This window comes from Streptomyces sp. NBC_01520, assembly GCF_045040375.1.
Taxonomy (GTDB): Bacteria; Actinomycetota; Actinomycetes; order Streptomycetales; family Streptomycetaceae; genus Streptomyces.
The window spans coordinates 7,387,989-7,407,869 of record NZ_CP109404.1; the positions used below are offsets into that span (position 1 = coordinate 7,387,989).

Here is a 19,881-nt window from a genome sequence, read left to right on the forward strand (position 1 = left end):
CCATGACCGAGACAACCGAAGCCGGGGCGACCGACACAGCCGACGGGAACGCCCCCGGCCTCGACATCCGCGGACTGCGAGCCGGCTACCCCGGCCGCCCCGTCGTCGAGAACATCGACCTCACCGTTCCCGCAGGCCAGGTCGTCGCGATCGTCGGCCCCAACGGCTGCGGGAAGTCGACCCTGCTGCGCGCGGTCGCACGCCTGCACCGGCCCGACTCCGGCACCGTCCGCGTCGCCGGAGCCGACATCTGGGAGCTCGGCCGCCGCCGGGCCGCCCAACGCGTCGCCCTGCTGCCCCAGGCGCCACGCGCCCCCGAGGCCGTCACCGTCGCCGGACTCGTCCGCTACGGCCGCCACCCCCGGCAGGGGCTGCTGCGCCAGTGGTCGCGGGAGGACGAGAACGCCGTCCGCGAGGCGCTCGAAGCCACCGGCACCACGGAACTGGCCGCCGAACGCCTCGACAGGCTGTCCGGCGGCCAGCGCCAGCGCTGCTGGCTGGCCATGGTCCTCGCCCAGGACACCCCCGTCGTCCTGCTCGACGAACCCACCAGCGCCCTCGACCTCGGCCACGCGGTGGAGGTCCTGGAACTCGTCCGCGAGGTCGCCGCCACCGGACGGACCGTCGTCATGGTCCAGCACGACCTCGCCGCCGCAGCCCGGTACGCCGACACCCTCGTCGCGATGAAGGCCGGGCGGATCGTCGCCCGGGGCGTCCCCGCCGACACGGTCGACGGGGTGCTGGTGAAGGAGCTCTACGCCGTGGACGCGGACATCCTCCGCGCGCCCGGTGACGGCTCACCGGTCGTGGTGCCGAGGAGCCGCCGGCTCGCGACGACGTGACGTGCCGCGCGGCAGGCGCGCGGCACGTCACGTGGGAGCAGGCCGCGGTCAGACGAGCAGCTTCGCCTTGGCCTTCTCGTACTCGGCCTGGTCGAGATGACCCTTGTCCTTCAGCTCGGCGAGCTTCGCCAGATCCTCCACATGGCTGCTGCCCTTGTCACTGCCACCGCCCTCGGACCCGGCCGCCTGCTTCACGTACTGCCGGAAGGCCGCCTCCTGGTCCTCGGCCTGTTTGACGTCCCGTCGGCTCATGCCCCGGCCGCGGGCGATCAGGTAGATCAGTACGCCGATGTAGGGCAGCACGATGACGAGGACCAGCCACCCGGCCTTGGCCCATCCGCCCATCGAGTGGTCCCGGAAGATGTCCGTGATCACCTTGAAGAGCAGGAAGAACCACATCACCCAGAGGAACAGGTACATCATGGTCAGGAAGACGTTGAGGAGCGGATAGTCGTCCACGGGTCTACTCCGTTCGTGCGAATTGTCCCTTACTCGTGCGTCCCTTATTCGTACATCCGGTCCCGTCTCCCCGCATCCGTAGCGGAATCGAACGTTCCTACGAGCCCTGGGTGCGGGGGCTGATCGGCAGATGATGGGCCGGCGGGTGTGCGATGCCGAGGTCCGGGCGCCATACGGCGAGGATCTGCGCCGACGGATCGAACAGGGGGCCCGGCAATGCGTCGGGTTCCGTCCAGTGCCAGGCGCTGATGAGATGCGGCTCCGTCACCTCGGCCGTGCCCGACTCCACGGTCACCAGCGCGCCCATGCTGATCCGGTTGATGCCGGCCACCACGTCGTGCACCATCGCGAAGACCGTCACGGCCTCCTCGGTCACGGTCAGCCCGGTCTCCTCGCGCAGCTCACGCGCGGCGGCCGCGGCCACCGACTCGTGCGTCGGATCGACCTTCCCGCCGGGCAGCTCCCAGGTCCCCTCCCGGTGCCTGCCGAGCAGGATCCTGCCCTCCCGGTCCTGCACGACGACCCCCACCCCGAAACCCGCCTGCGCCTTCGGCGGCAGAGTGTTGCGCGTCGGGGTGTCCACGGAGTCCGCTGCCATGCCTTCTGCTCCCTGTGTGTGCCGGAGGGGTGCCGCGCCCGGCGGGGCGCCGCACCCCATTCTCCGTGATCTCCAGGCGTCGTCGCCTGGGCCTCGGCCCCGTACGTCCCGTACTCGGCAGGCCTGTCGACGTGTAGACCTGGATCGCCGGTCCACCTGACGTCGTCCCGTGGCTCATGATCCGCAGGCCGGCCGGGGCACCGCCGTCCGGAAACAGCCGGCGGCCCGTTCCGGCGACCACCGGGGCGATCGCGAGGCGCAGTTCGTCGACCAGTCCGCCGGCCGGCAGGGACTGGGCCAGTCGGGCGCTGCCGTGGATCTGCAGCTCGCGTCCGGGCTGCCGTTCCAGTGCGGCGACCTGGGCCCGGACGTCGCCGGACAGGATAGTGGTCGGGTCCCACCCGGCCTCGGTCAGGCTGTGGGAGGCGACGTACTTCGGCAGGCCGTTCAGGATGCCGGCGAACGGGTGCCCGGTCATCTTCGGCCAGTCCCGTGCGAAGTTCAGGTAGGTACGGCGGCCGAACAGGAAAGCGTCCGCCGTGGCGAGCCAGGCACGGGCCTGCCGTTCGAACTCCTCGTCCAGGTGCGGCACGAACCAGCCGCCCCGGGTGAACCCGTCACTCGTGTCCTCGTCCGGGGACCCCGGGCCCTGGCTGACGCCGTCCAGCGACAGGAACTCCTGCGGTACCAGTCTCATCGCGCACAGACTCTCCCGGGAAGGGACGGGTCCGTCCTCTCCCTGAGACAGCGTGCTGCCCGGGAACTCATCGGTCCGGGAGGCACCGCCGCCTCCGGTCAGCCACCGCTTCGACGTACGAGGCCAGATCGGCCAGGGATGAGGCGATCCCGGCCTCGTGGTCCGCCCGGGAGATGCCGGGCGGCACGTCCGTGGCCGTGACGGTGACCTCGGTCCTGTCACCGGCGGCGGTCAGCTGCCAGGTCATCGTCATGGTGCCGCGTACGACGGGTCGTCGGCCTCGAAGACCGCCCGCTGCACCACGCGTTCCGGTGGCGACAGGTCGGTGAACCCGACCTCGACCACATCCGCCGCGTCAGAGGTCTTGCCCCGGGCTGTCGGTGGGGCCGAGGTGGTGAGGACCATCCTGAATCCGCCACCGGGGCGGGGATCCCAACGCTCGATCCGCCCGCGCATGCCCTCCGGCGGGAGGCCTCCAGCGCCGCCCGGTCGAGGAGGGCGCGGTAGACGGTCGCCGGTGGTGCCGCGATCACCCGGTGGGCGCGGTCGGTCCTGGTCCTGGCCCGATCCTGCAGGGCTGGGGCCTCTCGTTCGGATCATGCCGGGCTCGCGGGGTCTGGCACGCACTCGCCCGGGCTCTCGGCTTCGCGCGAGCAGGGAGGGACACCCTTCCGCGTTGTCGTCAATCACCGACTTCCCCTGCTCGCGGCTTCGCTTGAGCAGGGAAGACCCCATCGCGTTGTCCCGATCCGCCGCCTTGCAACTGCACGCACCGGACCCCGCTCCCTGCACCGGCCTGATCCAGACGAAAGACCCTGGGGCCGGGGCCGTGTCCGAGGTTCACCCCACCAGGTTCAGCGTCGTGGCCGCGATGCCGAACCGGACCGTCTGACCCCAGGTCAGCTCGAGGGAGTCCGACTCCATCCCGTCGCCGAACACCACGATCCGGTCCGACTCGACCGTGAGCGACAGCCCCTCGCCCCGCCCCAGTTCGCCCTCGACCAGTGACGTACCGGTCGCGGGTGACGGCCATGCCTCGCGCACGAACCAGAGCAGCCGATGGTCGGACGGGCCCGGCAGCCGCAGCCCGCTGCCGCGTTCGGCCCAGAGGGAACGCAGCCAGCCCGTCGCACCCGTACCGGTGCCGACCAGCACGCCCGAGGACGCCTGGGACTCCCCGGCGGACGGGGCGCCGTCCGGGCCGATGCGGTAGCGCGCGGTCTGGTGGCCGGGCGGTCCGGAGAAGATCTCGTTGAGGGCGAGCAGCCGCTGGGTGTCGTCGGCGACGGCCTCCACCATGGTGAGCGCGTCCACCCGGTCCCCGGGCGCGACGGCGGCCCGGCACAGCGCCGCCGCGTCGGCCGCGCGATGGCGTACCAGGACCCCGGGATTGCGGCCGGGGTCGGTGTCGATGCCCACTACCGGCTGGCCGGACAGGTACTTGGCCGCGTTGGCGACCAGCCCGTCCTGCCCGACCACGATCACCACGTCCTCGGGACCGAAGAGGAACCGGTCGAGGTCCGCGCGCTCCACCCGTGACCGGCGCCACTGCAGGGGCACCGCGGCGGCCACCTCGGTGAGGGCCTGCCGCATACGGTGGTGCCGCGCGGCCACTTCGTCGACGGACCGGCCGCGAGTGGAGAGGAAGAACGCCGCCTGGCCGTGCGTCCCGTGCCGGGCGAGCAGTTCCTCGTACTCGGTGGTGCGGTGCACGAGGACCGCACGCGGGGCCAGGCTCACGCCCGCTCCTGCGGACCCTGACCGCCGAGCCGGGCGAACAGGCCGGTGAGCACGTCGGGCGAGAGGGTGAGGCTGTCGATGCGGGGCAGGTTCTCCGCCAGCCGGGTCGCGGCCAGGGCGTGCAGCGTCGTCGGGTCCACCTCGGCGTGCGCCTGGAGCCAGGCCGCCTGGGCCTCGGCGCGGGCGGCGCCGATGTCCCGTGCGGCCTCCGCCTCGGCACGGGCGAGCCGCACCTTGCGGGCGGCCTCGGCCTCCGTGCGCACCCCGTCGGCCGCGGACTTCTCCTCGGCCTCGCGGCGGGCGTTGGTGCCGCGCTGGTCCACCAACTGCTCCTCGCGGCGGGCCAGTTCGATCTGGCTGGCGAGCTCGTTCTCGGCGATGGTGCGCTCGCGCTCGACGGCGACGGCCCGGCGTTCGTACGTCGCCCGGTCGGCCTCCTGCTGGATCTGCTCCCTGGCCGGTGTGCGCAGTGCGCGCTCCACCTCCGCCTCCGGGCGGATGGCGACGACGCGTACGGCCACCACGTCGATTCCGGTCGCGGGCAGCCGGGGTTCGGCCGCGAGGCCGGTGGCGACCCGTTCGCGCACCGAGGCGACCCCGTCCACGAGGGCGGCGGCGAGCGGGGTGCGGGCCAGGACGTCCAGGGCGTGCTGCTGGGCGGTCTCGGTGAGCAGGGTGGCGATCTGTTCCAGCGGCGCGCTCCGCCAGACCCCGGTGTCGGGGTCCACCGAGAAGTCGAGCCGGGCCGCCGCCTCGGCGGGGTCGCTGATCCGGTACGTGACGGTCGCCTGGACGGTGACGTCCTGGAAGTCGCCCGTGCGGGCGTGGAAGGCCATCGCCAGCTCGCGGTCGTTGACCGGCACCTCGGAGAGCGCGGCGGACAGCGACCGGTACCAGAAGCTGAGCCCCGGACCGTCATGGGTGAGCTGTCCGCGCTTGTGGTGGCGGATGTGGGCGGTGGGCGCGGAGCGCAGGTGCCGCCAGCCGAAGCGCCTGGTGATGTCGGCCATGTCAGGACCCTCTTTCTCGTCATCGCGACGATAAGGGATCGTGTGAATATCGTCAAGGGGACGAAAAGAGAGGGTTCGGGACGACATGCGACCGGCCGGTGGTTTCCGTGGAAACCACCGGCCGGGTGTGCGCCGTCCCCGTCCCCACGGTTCGGCGCGGCGGGCCGCCGTCAACCGCTGGGGCGACGGCCCACGTCTGTCAGGGTCCCGGTGGGGTCGGCGGGAGCCCGAGCGCGGGAAGTACGGAGCTCTCGATGAAGCCGCTGAGGAACGCGTCGTCCGCGTACCGTCCCTCCAGTAGGGGCCGGGCGCGCATGATGCCCAGCAGTTGGGCCGATACGTACTTCGTCGCGGGATTGTCCGCCGCGATCTCGCCGCGCTCGACCGCGCGCCCGAGCATCGCGTCGATCGCCGCGATCGACGGGGCGATCAGCGTCTCGCGCAGGGCGCACAGCAGCTCGGGGCTCTGGAGTGCCGCATGGCTGAGCGCGTGCATGAGGGTGGTGTCGCCGGTGGAGGCCTCGTCGATCGCGCCGGCGGCCTGGTGCAGGTCTCCGCTCAGGCTGCCGGTGTCGATGTTCGAGAGCAGGGTCCGGCGGGTGCCGTGCAGGGCGGCGACGACCAGTTCCGGCTTCGAGCCCCACTGGCGGTAGAGGGTCGACTTCCCGCACCGGGTGCGGGAGGCGACGCCCTCCATGGTCAGCGACTCGTAGCCGCTCTCCCTGAGCAGGTCCAGCACGGCCGTGTAGAGCTCCTGTGCCCGCTCCGGTGTGATCTTCGACCGGCGTGACGCCAGTGCTGACTCCTGTGCGGAATCGGGCGACGACATCTGCTTCCCTCTCTGCGGAATCTGCGACGAGGACCCTCGGTACGCCAGTGTACCGATACGCGCGTGTACCGATACGTTCGCGTATCGGTACACTGGCGTATCGATACGGCACGGGCTCGTTCCTGCCGGTACGACAGAGCTTCGGCAGACAGGAGGCACGGGGGTGATACGCACCCGTAGAGAGTCCATGGACCGGGAGCCGGGCCCTGCCCGGCCTCCCCTCGTCCGCGAGCTCCTTCTCGTCGTCGGACTCTTCCTCGTCTACAAACTCGGCCGGCAGGCCGCGAACGGCCACGTGGAGGAAGCCTTCCGCAACGCCGGACACGTCTGGGACCTCGAACGAACCCTGCACCTTCCCGGTGAGGGGGCCGTACAGAGCGTGCTGCTGCACAGCCAGACACTCGTCCAGGCGGCGAACACCTACTACGCGACCGTGCACTTCCCGGCCACCGTGCTGTTCCTGGTCTGGCTGTACCTGCGGCGCCCCCGCCACTACGTCCGGTCGCGGCGGATCCTCGCCGCGCTCACCGGGGCCGCGCTCGCCCTGCACCTGGTCTTCCCCCTCGCCCCGCCGCGGATGCTGCCCCCGGCGGGACTCGTCGACACCGGGCAGGTGTACGGCCCGACGGTGTACGGGGACACGCCCGCCACCGACTCGATGGCGAACCAGTTCGCGGCCATGCCCTCGCTGCACTTCGGCTGGGCCCTCGTGGTCGCGATCGGGCTCATCGCCGCCACCCGTTCCCGCTGGCGTCGGCTGTGGCTGCTGCACCCGCTCGTCACCCTGCTCGTCATAGTCGGCACGGCCAACCACTACTGGCTCGACGCGATCGTGGTCTCGGCACTGCTCGGCGTCGCCTTCGCCGCACTCAGGCTTCCCCGCCCCGCGCCGGTCCGCGCGCCCCTGCCGTGGCCGTCCGCCCCCGTCTACGCGGCTCCCGCGTACGCACGTTCCGGAGCCCGGCGATGAACGCCACGCTGACAGCCGTCGCGCTGTCCTTCGTCTCCGCCGGCGCCTACGCCGCCGCCGCGGTGGCGCAGTCCCGGCTGGCCGGGCGCACCGCACCGTCCACCGGGCCGCTGCACCTGCTGGGCAGTGGCGCCTGGTGGTCGGCGGTCGGGCTGAACGCGGGCGGGGCGCTGCTGCACGTCGCCGCGCTGAAGTACGGACCGCTCACCCTGGTCCAGCCGCTCGGCGCGCTCACTCTCGTCCTCGCCGTCCCGCTCGGCGCCCGCGCCGCGGGGCGCCCGGTCAGCCGCACGGAATGGCGTGGGACGCTGCTCACCCTGCTCGGCCTCGGCGCCCTGCTGACCGCAGTCGGCGGCAGTGCGCCGCGCGACACGCTGACCCTGGCCGAGGTGCTCGGCGTCGGCGGCGTGACCATGGCGCTCGTCGCCGTACTCGGCCGCCCCGGCGCGCGCCCCGGGCTCCGGCACGCCGCGGCGTCCGGCATCACCTCGGGCGTGGCCTCCGCGCTGACCCAGACCCTCACGGTCGCCGCCACCGACCAGGACGGGCCGCTGCTCAGCTGGCGGCTGGTGACCGTGGCGCTGCTCGTCTCCGCCTTCGCCATGGGCGGCCTGCTGCTGTCCCAGACCGCGTACCGCGGCGGCCTCGGCGCGCCGCTCGCCGTGGTCACCCTCGCCAACCCGGTCGTCGCCGCCGCGATCGGCCTGGCCCTGCTCGGCGAAGGATTCCAGGGCGGGCCGGCCGGCCTGGTCCCGGTGCTCCTCGGTGCGGTGGCCGCCGTCCGGGGTGTCGTCCTGCTCAGTCGCGCGCAGGCGCGGACCGTTCCCGAGACCGCCGTCGCGCCGAGCGCCGTCGGCATCGCGAGTGCGCCGTCGCGGGTCGTCATCGGCAGCCCGCGCGCCCTGCGCCGGCGCACGCCCCGGCCGGAACGGGTCAGGGAGCCGGTCGCCGGTCCCTAGCCGGGTCCGGCTCCGCGCCGGTCCCCTCCAGGTCGTCGATCGCCCTGGTCAGCCAGCCCGTCCAGAACGTCTCCAGGTCGATGCCCCCGCGCAGCACCAGATGCCGCAGCCGGTCCTGGTCCGCGGTCCGCTCCGGCGGGAAGTCCCGCTCCTCGATCTCCAGGTACTCCTCCAGCTGCCGCCGGTGCAGCGCGAGGTGCCGGTGCAGCTCCGTGCTCAGGCCGGGCGCCCCGACCACCGCCGCTGCCCGCATCCGCAGCAGCAGCGGATCACGGACGGGCCGCGGGTCCTCGGCGAGCGCCACCCAGGCCGCCAGCTCCTCGCGGCCGGCGGGCAGCACCTCGTACTCCTTCTTCTGCCCGCGGGCCGGCTGCGCGGCGGGCAGCACCCGGATGTGACCGGCCTGTTCGAGCTTTCCCAGCTCGCGGTAGATCTGCTGGTGCGTGGACGGCCAGAAGTAGCCGATCGACCGGTCGAACCTGCGGGTCAGCTCCAGCCCCGACGACGGCTTTTCGAGCAGGGCGGTGAGGATCGCGTGCGGGAGTGACATGGAGTGCATCCTAAGGACGGCCCGTGCGGCCCGGACGGCCCGTGCGGCCCGGACGGCCCGTGCGGCCCGGACGGCCCGTGCGGCCCGGACGGCCCGTGCGGCCCGGACGGCCCGGACGGCCCGGACGGCCTGGGCCGCGAGACCACCGGGCCCGGCCGGGGAGGTCACAGCCCGGCGGCGAGCTCCGTGCCCTGGCGGATCGCGCGCTTGGCGTCCAGCTCGGCGGCCACGTCGGCGCCGCCGATCAGGTGCACCGGGCGGCCCGCCGCGCGCAGCTCCTCGTACAGCTCACGGCGCGGTTCCTGGCCCGCGCACAGGACCACGGTGTCGACCGGCAGCAGATGCTGCTCGCCGTCGACGGTGACGTGCAGGCCCGCGTCGTCGATGAGGTCGTAGGACGCCCCGGCGATCATGTTCACGCCGCGGTGGCGCAGCTCGGTCCGGTGGATCCAGCCGGTGGTCCTGCCGAGTCCGGCCCCGACCTTGCTCGCCTTGCGCTGGATCAGATGCACCGTGCGGGAGGTCTTCGGACGCTCCGGGGCGCGCAGCCCGCCCCGCTCCGCGTAGTCGGTGTCCACGCCCCACTGCCGGAAGAACACCTCCGGGTCCAGGCTCGCGGAGTCACCGCCGTCGGTCAGGAACTCGGCGACGTCGAACCCGATGCCGCCGGCCCCGACGATCGCGACCCGGTCGCCGACCGGCGCACCGTCGCGCAGGACGTCCAGGTAGCTGACCACGCTGGGGTGCTCGACGCCGGGGATCGCGGGGGAGCGGGGCTCGACGCCGGTCGCCAGGACGATCTCGTCGAAGCCGTCCAGGGCGGCGGAGGTGGCACGGGTGGCGAGCCGGACCTCGACGGCCTCCTCGGCCAGCCGCGTGCGGAAATAGCGCAGCGTCTCGTCGAACTCCTCCTTGCCGGGGATCCTGCGAGCCACGTTGAGCTGGCCGCCGACCTCGTCGGCCGCGTCGAACAGCGTCACCGCGTGCCCGCGCTCGGCAGCCGTGACCGCGCAGGCCAGACCGGCGGGACCGGCACCCACCACGGCGACGCGCTTGCGGGTACGGGTCGGCGAGAGCACCAGCTCGGTCTCGTGGCAGGCGCGCGGATTCACCAGGCAGGAGGTGATCTGCAGGCTGAAGATGTGGTCCAGGCAGGCCTGGTTGCAGCCGATGCAGGTGTTGATCGCGTCGGCACGCCCCTCGGCCGCCTTGGCGACGAAGTCCGGGTCGGCAAGGAACGGCCGCGCCATCGACACCATGTCCGCACGGCCCGAGACGAGGACCTCCTCGGCCAGCTCCGGGGTGTTGATGCGGTTGCTGGTCACCAGCGGTACGGAGACGGCACCGCGCACCTTCTCGGTCACCCAGGTGAAGGCGCCGCGCGGCACCGAGGTCGCGATGGTGGGGATGCGGGCCTCGTGCCAGCCGATGCCGGTGTTGATGATCGTCGCACCGGCCGCCTCGACCTCGCGGGCGAGCCGCACGACCTCCGCCAGCGTGGAACCGCCGGGCACCAGGTCCAGCATCGAGAGCCGGTAGATCAGGATGAAGTCGCTGCCGACCCGCTCACGGACCCGGCGGACGATCTCGACGGGGAAGCGGATGCGGTTCTCGTAGCTGCCGCCCCAGCGGTCGTCGCGGTGGTTGGTCGCGGCGACGATGAACTCGTTGATCAGATAGCCCTCGGAGCCCATGATCTCGACACCGTCGTAGCCCGCGCGCTGCGCCAGTGCGGCGGCCCGCACGAAGTCCTCGATGGTCTCCTCGACCTCGTCGTCGGTGAGGGCGTGCGGGGTGAACGCGCTGATCGGGGCCTTGAGCGCGCTGGGCGCGACCAGCTCCGGGTGGTGCGCGTAGCGCCCGAAGTGCAGGATCTGCATCGCGATCCGGCCGCCCGCCGCGTGCACGGCGTCGGTGACCACCCGGTGCTGCTCGGCCTCCGCCTCCGTCGTCATCTTGGCGCCGCCGATGAAGGAACCGGCCCGCTCGCTGGGCGCGATCCCGCCGGTGACCATCAGGCCCACCCCGCCGCGTGCGCGGGCCGCGTAGAAGGCCGCCATCCGCTCGAAGCCGCGCTCGGCCTCCTCCAGACCGATGTGCATCGATCCCATCAGGACCCGGTTGGGGAGGGTGGTGAAACCGAGGTCGAGCGGGCTCAGCAGGGTGGGGTAGGGGCTCATCGGGGTCTCCTCGCACAGTGTCGTCGTGCCAGTTGTAGACGAGGGGAACAGTGTTATGCAACTAGTTGCACAATGACATACGTCGCACTCGATGACGCCCGGGACGCAGTCCCCGCACGGGCGGTACCCGAACGGCCCAACTCCGCCGCACCCCGCCGCCCGGGCCCGACGAGAGTGGATCCGTACGGTTTCGCACCTCCGCTCGTACGGTGTCGACGGGAGACTCCCATGACCTGCATCAACCGGCGTGACCTCGGACTGCTCGTGCTCAGGGTCGGTACGGGAGCCGTGCTGGCCGCCCACGGCAGCCAGAAGCTGGCCGGCTGGTTCGGCGGCGGCGGTATCGAGGGCACCGCGCAGGGAATGGAGGCCATGGGCTTCCACCCGCCGAAGTACAGCGCCGTGGCCGCCGGCCTCGGCGAGGCGGGCAGCGGGGTCCTGCTGGCCCTCGGCCTCGCCACCCCGGCGGCCGGAGCCGCCGCGGCCGGCACGATGGCCGGCGCCGTCGCCGTCCACGCGCCCGCCGGATTCTTCGCGATGGGCGGGGGCTACGAGTACCCGGCGTTCCTCGGCTTCACCGCCGCCGCGATCGGCCTGACGGGTGCCGGACGCTACTCGCTGGACCACGCCACCGGCCATGTGCTCGACCGGCCCTGGACGCTCGCCTTCGCCTTCGCCGCCAGCGCCCTGGGCGCCGCCGCGGTCGTGGGCCGACGCGCCAAGGGACAGGTGGGGGCGACGGCCGAGGACGAGGAGTAGAGCGGAGCCTGGCCCGAGTGGAGCCGAGCCCGGCCCGCCGGGGCATTGATCGCCCCTTCGGGGGCAACCGACCGTGCATGAATACGAACGTGTTGTCGACAGGTGGACGGGGTGCTGCCAGACGGGCGGCGAACAGCACGGCCGTGGCCGCAGGTGCCCGTGCCGGATTCGTGGCGCGCGGGGTGATCTACCTCCTGGTCGGAGCGCTCGCGCTGCGCATCGCGTTCTCCGACAGCGGCGGGCAGCAGGCCGACCGGGGCGGTGCCGTCGCCGAGATCGCCGGGCAGCCCTTCGGGGGCGTCCTGTTGTGGGCGCTCGGCGTGGCACTCGCGGGGATGGCCCTGTGGCGCCTGTCCGAGGCGCTCTTCGGCCAGGCCGGCCCCGACGGCGACAAGCCGGGCAAGAGGGCCATGGCCGCCGGTCGTTTCCTCTTCTACGGCTTCGTGTCGTACTCCGTGCTCTCCTACGCCGTCGGCGACCAGGGCAGCGGCAGCGGATCGAGCGACCGGCAGACCGACGACGTCACGGCGAAGGCCCTCCAGTGGACGGGCGGTCAGTGGATCGTCGGGATCGCCGGCGCGGCCGTCGTCGGCGCGGGGCTCTGGATCGCCTTCCGAGCCGTGACGCGCACCTACCACAAGCATCTGAAGATGTCCGGGATGACGAAGCGGGTCCGTCGGGCCGTCGACTTCACCGGTGTGTTCGGCGGCGGCGTCCGCGGCATCGTCTTCGCGACGGCGGGCGGCTTCGCGGTCGCCGCCGCGGTCCGGCACGAACCCGGCCGGGCCAAGGGCATGGACGACACCCTGCGGTCCTTCACCGATACCCCGGCGGGCCCCTGGCTGCTCGTCCTGGTCGCGTTCGGACTGGCCGCCTTCGGAGTCTTCTCCTGGGCCAACGCCCGCTGGCGCAAGGTCTGATCGCCCACATCGGCCGCCGCTCCCACCGGCCCGGTTCAGTCGAGGCCGCGTGCCTCCCTGAACCGTGCCAGTCCTTCGGCGAGACCGATCACCGGCTCCGGATAGGCGTACCGGGCGCGTTCCTCGGCCCGCAGTTTCCACGGCTCGTGGACCGCACCGCCGTCGATCCCCGCCAGCTCGGGAACCCAGCGGCGTACGTACGCGCCGTCCGGGTCGTAACGCTTCGCCTGCAGCACCGGATTCAGCACCCGGTTCGGCCGGCTGTCCGTGCCCGTCCCCGCCATCCACTGCCAGTTGAGCTGGTTGTTGGCGATGTCCCCGTCCACCAGCAGATCCAGGAAGTGCCGCGCACCGACGCGCCAGTCCACGTACAGCGTCTTGACGAGGAAGCTGGAGGCCAGCAGCCGTCCCCGGTTGTGCATCCAGCCCTCGTGCAGCAGTTGGCGCATGGCGGCATCGACCAGCGGATAGCCGGTGCGGCCCTCCTGCCAGGCCGCGATGTCGCCGGCCGCCGACTCCGTACGCCAACGGTCGTGCCGCGAGCGGTAGTCGGAGCGGGCGGCCGAAGGGCGGGCGGCCAGGACCTGGTGGTGGAACTCGCGCCAGCACAGCTGCCGTACGAAGGCCTCCGCACCCGGACCACCCGCGGCACGGGCCCGGTGGACCAGCTCGGTGGGGGACAGCGTGCCGAAGTGCAGATGCGGCGAGAGGCGCGAGGTGGCGTCGCCCGCCAGATCGTCGTGGCGCTCCTCGTACCGCCCGAGACCGTGCCGGCGCCAGGCGGTGAGGCTCCGGCGGCCCTGGATCTCCCCGCCCTCGGCCAGCCCGGGGGACACCCCCGGGATCCCGGCCCGCGAGGGCGGCCCCACCGACCCGGGCCCCGCCGGGACGCGCACGGTGCGCGGCGCGCCGAAGAGGGCGCGCGACTGCGCCCCGGACCAGCGGCGGAAGTACGGCGTGAACACGGCGAAGTGGTCCCTGCCCGTACCCGAAGGGGTCACCGCGCCGGGCGGGACAGCGGTGATCACCGCGTCGTGCACACGCAGCCGGCAGTCCACGTCCGCCAGCGCCCCGCGCAGCCGCTCCTCACGCCGCCGGGCGTACCCGCTGACGCCCGCCGCCAAGTGTACGTCACCCGCGCCGGTCTCGGAGACGATCCGGCGGACCTCCTCCGCCACGTCCCCCCGGCGGACCACCAGGCGCCCCCCGCGGTCGCGGAGCCCCGAGTCCAGGTCCCGGAGACAGTCGGCGAGGAACGCGCGCCGGTTGGGAGCAGCGAAACCGGTGTCCTCGATGGCGTCGTCCAGGACGAACAGCGGAACCACCTCGTCCGCCGAAGCCAGGGCCGAGTGCAGCGGCGGATGGTCGTGCAGCCGCAGGTCGGAGGTGAACAGGACGACGGAGACGGTCATGCCGCACCACCGGCCGCGCCACGGACCGCCGCGCGGGCGATGTTGCGCGCCATCCCGCCGAAGACGAACGCGTGGAAGGGCGACACGCTCCACCAGTACGCGTGGCCCAGCAGGCCGGCCGGGTGGAAGACGGCGCGCTGCCGGTAGTGGGACCGGCCGTCGGCGCCCCTCTCCGTGTACATCTCCAGCCAGGCCAGGCCCGGCAGCCTCATCTCGGCGCGCAGCCGCAGCAGCCGGCCGGGCTCGATCTCCTCGACCCGCCAGAAGTCCAACGAGTCGCCGACCCGGAGCCGTTGGGCGTCGCGCCGGCCCCGCCGCAGACCCACTCCGCCGACCAGCCGGTCCAGCCATCCCCTGACCGCCCAGGCCCACGGGAGCGAGTACCAGCCGTTCTCACCGCCGATTCCCTCGATGACCCGCCACAGGGCGTCCGGCGAGGCGTCCACGTCGAGCTCGCGCACATCCGTGTACAGGCTGCCGCCCGCCCAGTCGGGGTCGGTGGGCAGCGGATCGCTCGGGATGCCGGGGGTGGACGCCGAGGACCACCGCGTCGTCACGCTCGCCTCGCGCACCCTCTGCAGGGCGAGGTTGAGGGCGGTGCCGAAGGAGAAGGGCTGCCCGGGCCCGTCCGGGACATGGCCGGCGATGTCGTGCTCGTGGCACACCACCTCGTAGCGCAGGGACTCCGCGAGCGGGCGCGCGATCGACGCGGGCACCGGGGTGATCAGGCCGATCCAGTGACTGGACAGCCCCGGACTCAGCATCGGCACCGGCAGGATCAGCCGCTTGGGCAGCTTCGCCACCTGGGCGTACTCCTGCATCATGTCCCGGTAGGTGAGGATGTCGGGGCCGCCGATGTCGAAGGTGCGGTTCACGTCGTCGGGCATGTGCGCGCTGCCCACCAGATAGCGCAGCACGTCCCGGACCGCGATCGGCTGGATCCGTGTCGAGACCCAGCTCGGGGTGACCATGACCGGCAGCCGCTCGGTGAGGTAGCGCAGCATCTCGAACGACGCGGAACCGGAACCGATGATGACCGCCGCACGCAGGGCGGCCGTCGGCACACCCGAATCGAGCAGGATACGGCCGACCTCGGCGCGCGAGCGGAGGTGCGGCGACAGCTCGCGCACGGGGACGCCGGCGGGGGTGAGCCCGCCCAGATACACGATGCGCCGGATGCCGGCGGCCCGCGCCTGCTCGCCGAAGGTCCGGGCTGCCGCGCGGTCCGTCTCCTCGAAGTCAGGCCCGCTGCCCAGGGCGTGCACCAGGTAGTAGGCCACGTCGATGTCCCGCATGGCCGCTCCGACGGACTCCGCGTCGGTCACATCGCCCTTCACCACCTCGGCGCTGCCCGCCCACGGGTGGTCCCGCAGCTTCTCGGGGCTGCGGGCCAGGCAGCGCACCCGGTGGCCGACGGCCAGGAGCTCGGGCACCAGGCGGCCCCCGATGTACCCCGTCGCTCCGGTCACCAGGCACCGCAGACCGTCGTCGTTCGTGCTCTCCATGGCCTCTCCGATCCGGCTCGGACGTCCTTCGTCCACGGTGTCCCCCTGCGGAGCGTTCCGCTTGTCGGGGGCCTGGGGTGGGATACCGGATGCCGTCGGGAAGCCTCCCGGGCGCGACGGGCGCGCTCCGGACGGGTGAGGCGAGAGCGGGGCTGGTGCCCGGACCTCAGCGCGCCCCGGGCTTCTCCGTGGCGGTACCCCGGATGACACGGGGGTGGTCCACCCCCGGTCGCGCCGGGTCGGCGGGTATGCCGGAGGAGCCGTCCGCCTTCATGGCCCGGGCCTCGCTCTTCAGGATCCGGGCCGACTTGCCCATGGAGCGGGCGAGTTCGGGAAGTTTCTTGGCGCCGAAGATCAGGATGACGATGACGAGGAAGATCGCGATCTCGCTGATACCGAACATGACGTCTGTGTTCTCCCCTGACCGACCGGCTTGGCTGTGCCAGGCGGTCCACGGTGTCCCGGGACCACCAAGCCGAATCTACAGCACTGTAGTAGGCGATGGCAGGGTGCCTCGGCCCTGCCGCGCCGGCTTTCGGCCGGGCGGGTGGGGCGCCCGCTCGGGCTCAGCCCTCGCCGCCCTCTTCCTCCTCGTCGCCCTCGAAGAAGTCGCCCACCTCGTCCACGACTTCGGCGGCCACCATCCCGCCCACGACACCGACGGCCGGCCCGGCCGCCCCGGCGGCGACGACCGTGCCCGTGCCGTGCCCGGAACGGTGCTCGTGGCCGTGGCCCTCGCTGTGACCGTGACCATATCCGTCGGCGTGGCCGTACACCGCGTGGCTGCCGTACGCCGCGCGGGCTTCGGCGAGGGAGCGGATCCAGGCGTCGACCTCGGTGTTCCAGTCGCGTCCCTGGACCTCGTGATGCCCCACGGTGAACCGGCCGGCGACGTCCCCGCCCCCGTCCCCGGAGAGGAGTCCGCCCCGCTTGTCCGCCTCCAGGACGACCTCCAGGCGGCCGGGACCGGCCAGGAAGGTCAGCTCGATCTCGTTGACCTGGTGCGCGTACTGCGGCGCAGGGGAGAGCTCGATCTTCTGGCAGAACGGCAGTTGCTGACCGGTGCCGCGGATGTGTCCGATCTCCAGGTCGGCGGACCTGAAGCCGAAGCCGAGCTGTCCGAGCGCTTCGAGGACGGCCTCCTGGGCGGGCAGAGGGCCCACGGCGAGCCGGTCCAGGTCGCCCTTGTCCTTGGCGCCCGCCACCGAGAGCTCCGTACGCACGCCGAGGACGATCCCGAGGTCCTGGCCGTACAGCGCGGTCACCGGTGTCTCCCACGGCAGTGCCACGTCGAAGGGGACGGTGACCTCCGCGCCCTCCGGGAGGACGAATGCACCGCCGACCGTGAAGCGGTCGAAGGCGACCACGCCCTCGGACTCGCCGTCCTCGTGCTCGGCCTCGACACGGGCGACGAGCTCCAGCGTGATGTGTTCGATCGTGAAGTCGGCGCTGCCGCCCTTCAGGTGGACCCGGCCGTTCAGACTGCCGCCGGGCACGGCCGTGGCGGTGTCCAGAACCGTGCCCACGGTCGGGCCGCCCACACCGAGCGAGCCGAGCAGCTTCTTGGACACCATCGTGGCGTTCACTCCTTCTTCCGTACGCGGGAGACGCGTTCAGTCGCGTCTCTACACAACTGTAGAAGCATAGGGGTGAGATGGGTGGCGAACGCCCTACTATGGGGCAGTGGACAGTGCAGACGACGCCCCCGACGGATCGCGCGCCGACACGTCCCCGGCCTCCGGGCTCCAGGCCTTCGCGGTGCAGTTGCGCCGGATGAACGGCGAGGTGAACCGTCTGGTGCACGCCTTCGCGCACACCCAGGGGCTGCACGCCACGGACGTCCAGGCGCTCGCGGCGATCCTGGACGCGGAGCGCCCGATGACCCCCGGCAGGCTGCGCGACCATCTCGGTCTGACCTCCGGTGCGGTCACCGCCTGTCTGGACCGGCTGGAGCGCGCCGGTCACATCCGGCGTGCGCGGGACAGCGTCGACCGGCGTGTCGTGCACCTTCACTACGAGCCCACGGCCAGGACCGCCGCCCGCTCGTTCTTCATGCCCCTCGCCGAGGCGGCATCGGCGGCCCGCGACGCGGCCGAACCGGAGGAACTGGCTGCCGCGCTGCGCTTCCTCGCCCGCATGAACGCCGAACTCACCCGCATGCAGCCCCCGGGGCGCTGAGCTTCCCTTCCCTTCCCGTGCCGAAGCCGCGCTGACGGCTGCCGGGACGTCGGTCGGGAGAGGTGCGCTAACATATTTCAATCATTAAGATACTCGCTGATTGAAATAGTTTCCCCGACCCGGGAGCACCATGCCCTTCGCATCCAAGCCGGTTCGCCTGCTGATCCCCGTATTCCTCGTCGTCGTCTGGCTGGCCGTCGGCGGTTCGTTCGGTTCGTACGCCGGCAAGCTCGGCGAGGTGGCCACCAACGACCGGGCCTCGTTCCTGCCGCAGAGCGCCGAATCCACCCGGGTCGTCGAGGAACAGAAGGCGTTCAGCCGGCAGGAGACCGTGCCGGCCATCGTGGTCTGGACGTCGGAGAAGGACGGCGCGGACCTCGGCCCGGAGCAGCGGCAGGCGGCGACGGCGGCCCTGGCCTCGGTCGAGGGCGGACCGGGGGTGGCGGGTCAGGTGACCCCGGCCCTGCCGTCTGCGGACGGCCGGGCACTCGAAGGCATCGTCCAGCTGGACTCCGGCCTCGGGGACGGGCTTCCTGGCGCGCTCGCGCACATCCAGAAGGCGGCCGACCGGGTGCCCGGCACGCTGGCCCAGATCGCCGGACCCGCCGCCAGCCAGGCGGACCTGTCCGAGGCCTTCGCCGGGATCGACGGCCTGCTGCTCGGTGTCGCCCTCGTGGCCGTACTGGTCATCCTGCTGCTGGTCTACCGGAGCGTGCTGCTGCCGCTGGTCATCATCCTCGGCGCGGTCCTCTCCCTCGGCGTGGCCTGCGCGATCGTGTACGTGCTCGCCGACTACGACATCGTCCGGGTCGACGGCCAGGTCCAGGGGATTCTCTCGATCCTCGTCATCGGGGCGGCCACCGACTACGCCCTCCTGCTCACCGCGCGGTTCCGCGAGGAACTGGGGCGCCACCCGGACCGGTGGACCGCCATGCGGGCCGCGCTGCGCGAATCCGCCGGGCCGATCGTCGCCAGCGCCGCCACCGTCGCCCTGGGGCTGCTCGCCCTGCTGCTCAGCGACCTGACCAACAACCGTGCGCTCGGGCCTGTGGGCGCCATCGGCATCGTCTGCGCCGTCCTCAGCACGCTCACCTTCCTGCCGGCCGTCCTGGTCCTGCTCGGCAGGACCGCGTACTGGCCGGCCAAGCCCAAGGAGGGTGAGACCGCGTCGGGTTCGGCCGGGATCTGGGCGCGGATCGCCGCCCTCGTCGACCGGGCTCCCCGCAAGGTGTGGGGCGTCACCCTGGTCGTCCTGCTCGCGTGCGCCGCCTTCATGCCGACGCTCGACTCGAAGGGCGTACCCCTCGAAGAGATCTTCGTCAACGACGCGCCCTCCGTCGCCGCCCAGCAGACCGTGAGCGAGCACTTCCCCGGCGGCTCGGGCAGTCCCGCCGTGGTGATCGCGGAGGCGGACCGGTCGGAGCAGGTGGCCGAGGCGGCCGCGCGGGTCGACGGCGTCGCGGACGTCTCCGTGGTGACGGCCTCCGGGCGCCCGGGGGACGGCGAGCCGCTCGTCGTGGACGGACGGGTCCGCATCGACGCCACGCTGACGAGCGCGGCCGACAGTGACGCCGCCAAGGAGGCCGTCACGCGCCTGCGCGACGCGGTGCACGCGGTGCCCGGCGCGGACGCGCTGGTCGGCGGCTACACCGCGCAGCAGTACGACACGCAGAAGACCGCGGAACACGACCGCATGCTCATCGTGCCGGTCGTCCTCCTGATCATCCTGGTCATCCTGACCGGGCTCCTCCGGTCCCTGCTGATGCCGCTCCTCCTGGTCGCCACGGTGGCACTGAACTTCCTGGCCACCCTCGGGATCTCGTCCCTGGTCTTCCAGCACGTGTTCGGCTTCAGCGGCACGGACTCCTCCGTACCGCTCTACGGATTCGTCTTCCTGGTCGCCCTCGGGGTCGACTACAACATCTTCCTGATGTCCCGGGTCCGCGAGGAGTCCCTCGTCCACGGGACCCGGCAGGGCGTGCTGCGCGGGCTGACGACCACGGGCGGGGTCATCACCTCCGCCGGTGTGGTCCTGGCGGCCACCTTCGCCGCGCTGGGTGTGATCCCGCTGGCGTTCCTGGTCCAGATCGCGTTCATCGTCGCCTTCGGTGTACTGCTCGACACCCTCGTCGTCCGCTCGCTCCTGGTGCCCGCCCTGGTCAGGGACATCGGGCGGGTCGCGTGGTGGCCCGGAGCGCTGAGCCGGGAGCCGGAGAGGGCGGCGGAGCACCCCGCGTCCTGAACCGGAGACGGCGGCGGAGCGCCCCTGCTTC

At 72.5% G+C, this 19,881-nt stretch carries 20 protein-coding genes and 1 pseudogene; 7 read left to right on the forward strand and 14 right to left on the reverse strand.

Annotated features, from left to right (window positions below; genetic code table 11):
* Nucleotides 1-2 precede the first annotated feature (2 nt).
* Complete coding sequence (locus OG524_RS33290) at nt 3-842, forward strand: ABC transporter ATP-binding protein (RefSeq protein ID WP_405812245.1); 840 nt, start codon at nt 3-5, stop codon at nt 840-842.
* Nucleotides 843-890: 48 nt separating this feature from the next.
* Here the strand turns inward: OG524_RS33290 and OG524_RS33295 are convergent, their stop codons facing one another.
* The 8 genes and pseudogenes from OG524_RS33295 to OG524_RS33330 form a co-directional block, all read right to left on the reverse strand.
* The gene (locus OG524_RS33295) at nt 891-1,301 is read right to left on the reverse strand and encodes a PLDc N-terminal domain-containing protein (protein ID WP_405386674.1); all 411 of its coding nucleotides are present in this window, start codon (nt 1,299-1,301) and stop codon (nt 891-893) included.
* A 97-nt stretch (nt 1,302-1,398) separates the two neighbouring features.
* Nucleotides 1,399-1,899: an NUDIX hydrolase gene (locus OG524_RS33300; protein ID WP_405812246.1), complete on the reverse strand. Its 501-nt coding sequence runs from the start codon at nt 1,897-1,899 to the stop codon at nt 1,399-1,401.
* A 220-nt stretch (nt 1,900-2,119) separates the two neighbouring features.
* A pseudogene (locus tag OG524_RS33305) lies at nt 2,120-2,596 on the reverse strand (dihydrofolate reductase family protein); the annotation flags it as partial.
* 67 nt (nt 2,597-2,663) lie between these two features.
* On the reverse strand, nt 2,664-2,843 hold the full coding sequence (locus OG524_RS33310) for a hypothetical protein (protein ID WP_405386670.1): 180 nt from the start codon (nt 2,841-2,843) through the stop codon (nt 2,664-2,666).
* Nucleotides 2,844-2,845: 2 nt separating this feature from the next.
* Nucleotides 2,846-3,001, reverse strand: a complete 156-nt coding sequence (locus OG524_RS33315; RefSeq protein ID WP_405386669.1) for a hypothetical protein — start codon at nt 2,999-3,001, stop codon at nt 2,846-2,848.
* A gap of 435 nt (nt 3,002-3,436) precedes the next feature.
* Entirely contained in the window at nt 3,437-4,336 is a 900-nt protein-coding gene (locus tag OG524_RS33320) for a hypothetical protein (RefSeq protein ID WP_405386668.1), read from the reverse strand.
* Complete coding sequence (locus OG524_RS33325; RefSeq protein WP_405812247.1) at nt 4,333-5,346, reverse strand: SPFH domain-containing protein; 1,014 nt, start codon at nt 5,344-5,346, stop codon at nt 4,333-4,335. Before OG524_RS33325 ends, OG524_RS33320 begins: the two co-directional genes overlap by 4 nt.
* A gap of 199 nt (nt 5,347-5,545) precedes the next feature.
* Nucleotides 5,546-6,175 (reverse strand): TetR/AcrR family transcriptional regulator, encoded by a 630-nt coding sequence (locus OG524_RS33330; protein ID WP_405386664.1) that lies wholly within the window; start codon nt 6,173-6,175, stop codon nt 5,546-5,548.
* A gap of 187 nt (nt 6,176-6,362) precedes the next feature.
* Here OG524_RS33330 and OG524_RS33335 point away from each other — a divergent pair, with 187 nt between their 5' ends.
* Together OG524_RS33335 and OG524_RS33340 are read left to right on the forward strand one after the other, a co-directional pair.
* The gene (locus OG524_RS33335) at nt 6,363-7,145 is read left to right on the forward strand and encodes a phosphatase PAP2 family protein (RefSeq protein ID WP_405393019.1); all 783 of its coding nucleotides are present in this window, start codon (nt 6,363-6,365) and stop codon (nt 7,143-7,145) included.
* Nucleotides 7,142-8,104 (forward strand): hypothetical protein, encoded by a 963-nt coding sequence (locus tag OG524_RS33340; RefSeq protein WP_405812248.1) that lies wholly within the window; start codon nt 7,142-7,144, stop codon nt 8,102-8,104. The genes OG524_RS33335 and OG524_RS33340 overlap by 4 nt, the downstream gene beginning before the upstream one ends.
* Here OG524_RS33340 and OG524_RS33345 read toward each other — a convergent pair.
* Both OG524_RS33345 and OG524_RS33350 read right to left on the reverse strand, forming a co-directional pair.
* Nucleotides 8,079-8,654 carry a PadR family transcriptional regulator gene (locus OG524_RS33345; RefSeq protein WP_405386660.1) on the reverse strand — a complete coding sequence of 192 codons (576 nt, stop codon included), beginning with the start codon at nt 8,652-8,654 and terminating at the stop codon, nt 8,079-8,081. The two genes, OG524_RS33340 and OG524_RS33345, sit on opposite strands and share 26 nt — an antisense overlap.
* 164 nt (nt 8,655-8,818) lie before the next feature.
* A complete protein-coding gene (locus OG524_RS33350) occupies nt 8,819-10,834 on the reverse strand; it encodes an FAD-dependent oxidoreductase (protein WP_405812249.1) in 2,016 nt (671 codons plus the stop codon).
* A 228-nt stretch (nt 10,835-11,062) separates the two neighbouring features.
* Here OG524_RS33350 and OG524_RS33355 point away from each other — a divergent pair, with 228 nt between their 5' ends.
* Nucleotides 11,063-11,593, forward strand: a complete 531-nt coding sequence (locus OG524_RS33355) for a DoxX family protein (RefSeq protein ID WP_405386656.1) — start codon at nt 11,063-11,065, stop codon at nt 11,591-11,593.
* Nucleotides 11,594-11,670: 77 nt separating this feature from the next.
* On the forward strand, nt 11,671-12,513 hold the full coding sequence (locus OG524_RS33360) for a DUF1206 domain-containing protein (protein ID WP_405386654.1): 843 nt from the start codon (nt 11,671-11,673) through the stop codon (nt 12,511-12,513).
* Between the two features lie 35 nt (nt 12,514-12,548).
* Here the strand turns inward: OG524_RS33360 and OG524_RS33365 are convergent, their stop codons facing one another.
* From OG524_RS33365 to OG524_RS33380, 4 genes are all read right to left on the reverse strand, one after another.
* Nucleotides 12,549-13,925: a cryptochrome/photolyase family protein gene (locus tag OG524_RS33365; protein WP_405812250.1), complete on the reverse strand. Its 1,377-nt coding sequence runs from the start codon at nt 13,923-13,925 to the stop codon at nt 12,549-12,551.
* Nucleotides 13,922-15,430 (reverse strand): SDR family oxidoreductase, encoded by a 1,509-nt coding sequence (locus OG524_RS33370; protein ID WP_405812251.1) that lies wholly within the window; start codon nt 15,428-15,430, stop codon nt 13,922-13,924. The genes OG524_RS33365 and OG524_RS33370 overlap by 4 nt, the downstream gene beginning before the upstream one ends.
* Before the next feature lie 166 nt (nt 15,431-15,596).
* Nucleotides 15,597-15,833: a twin-arginine translocase TatA/TatE family subunit gene (tatA, locus tag OG524_RS33375; protein ID WP_405386648.1), complete on the reverse strand. Its 237-nt coding sequence runs from the start codon at nt 15,831-15,833 to the stop codon at nt 15,597-15,599.
* Between the two features lie 163 nt (nt 15,834-15,996).
* Nucleotides 15,997-17,004, reverse strand: a complete 1,008-nt coding sequence (locus OG524_RS33380; protein WP_405812252.1) for a sporulation protein — start codon at nt 17,002-17,004, stop codon at nt 15,997-15,999.
* Nucleotides 17,005-17,113: 109 nt separating this feature from the next.
* Here OG524_RS33380 and OG524_RS33385 point away from each other — a divergent pair, with 109 nt between their 5' ends.
* Nucleotides 17,114-17,608: a MarR family winged helix-turn-helix transcriptional regulator gene (locus tag OG524_RS33385; protein WP_405386644.1), complete on the forward strand. Its 495-nt coding sequence runs from the start codon at nt 17,114-17,116 to the stop codon at nt 17,606-17,608.
* A gap of 130 nt (nt 17,609-17,738) precedes the next feature.
* Nucleotides 17,739-19,850 carry an MMPL family transporter gene (locus OG524_RS33390; RefSeq protein WP_405812253.1) on the forward strand — a complete coding sequence of 704 codons (2,112 nt, stop codon included), beginning with the start codon at nt 17,739-17,741 and terminating at the stop codon, nt 19,848-19,850.
* Nucleotides 19,851-19,881: the final 31 nt, after the last annotated feature.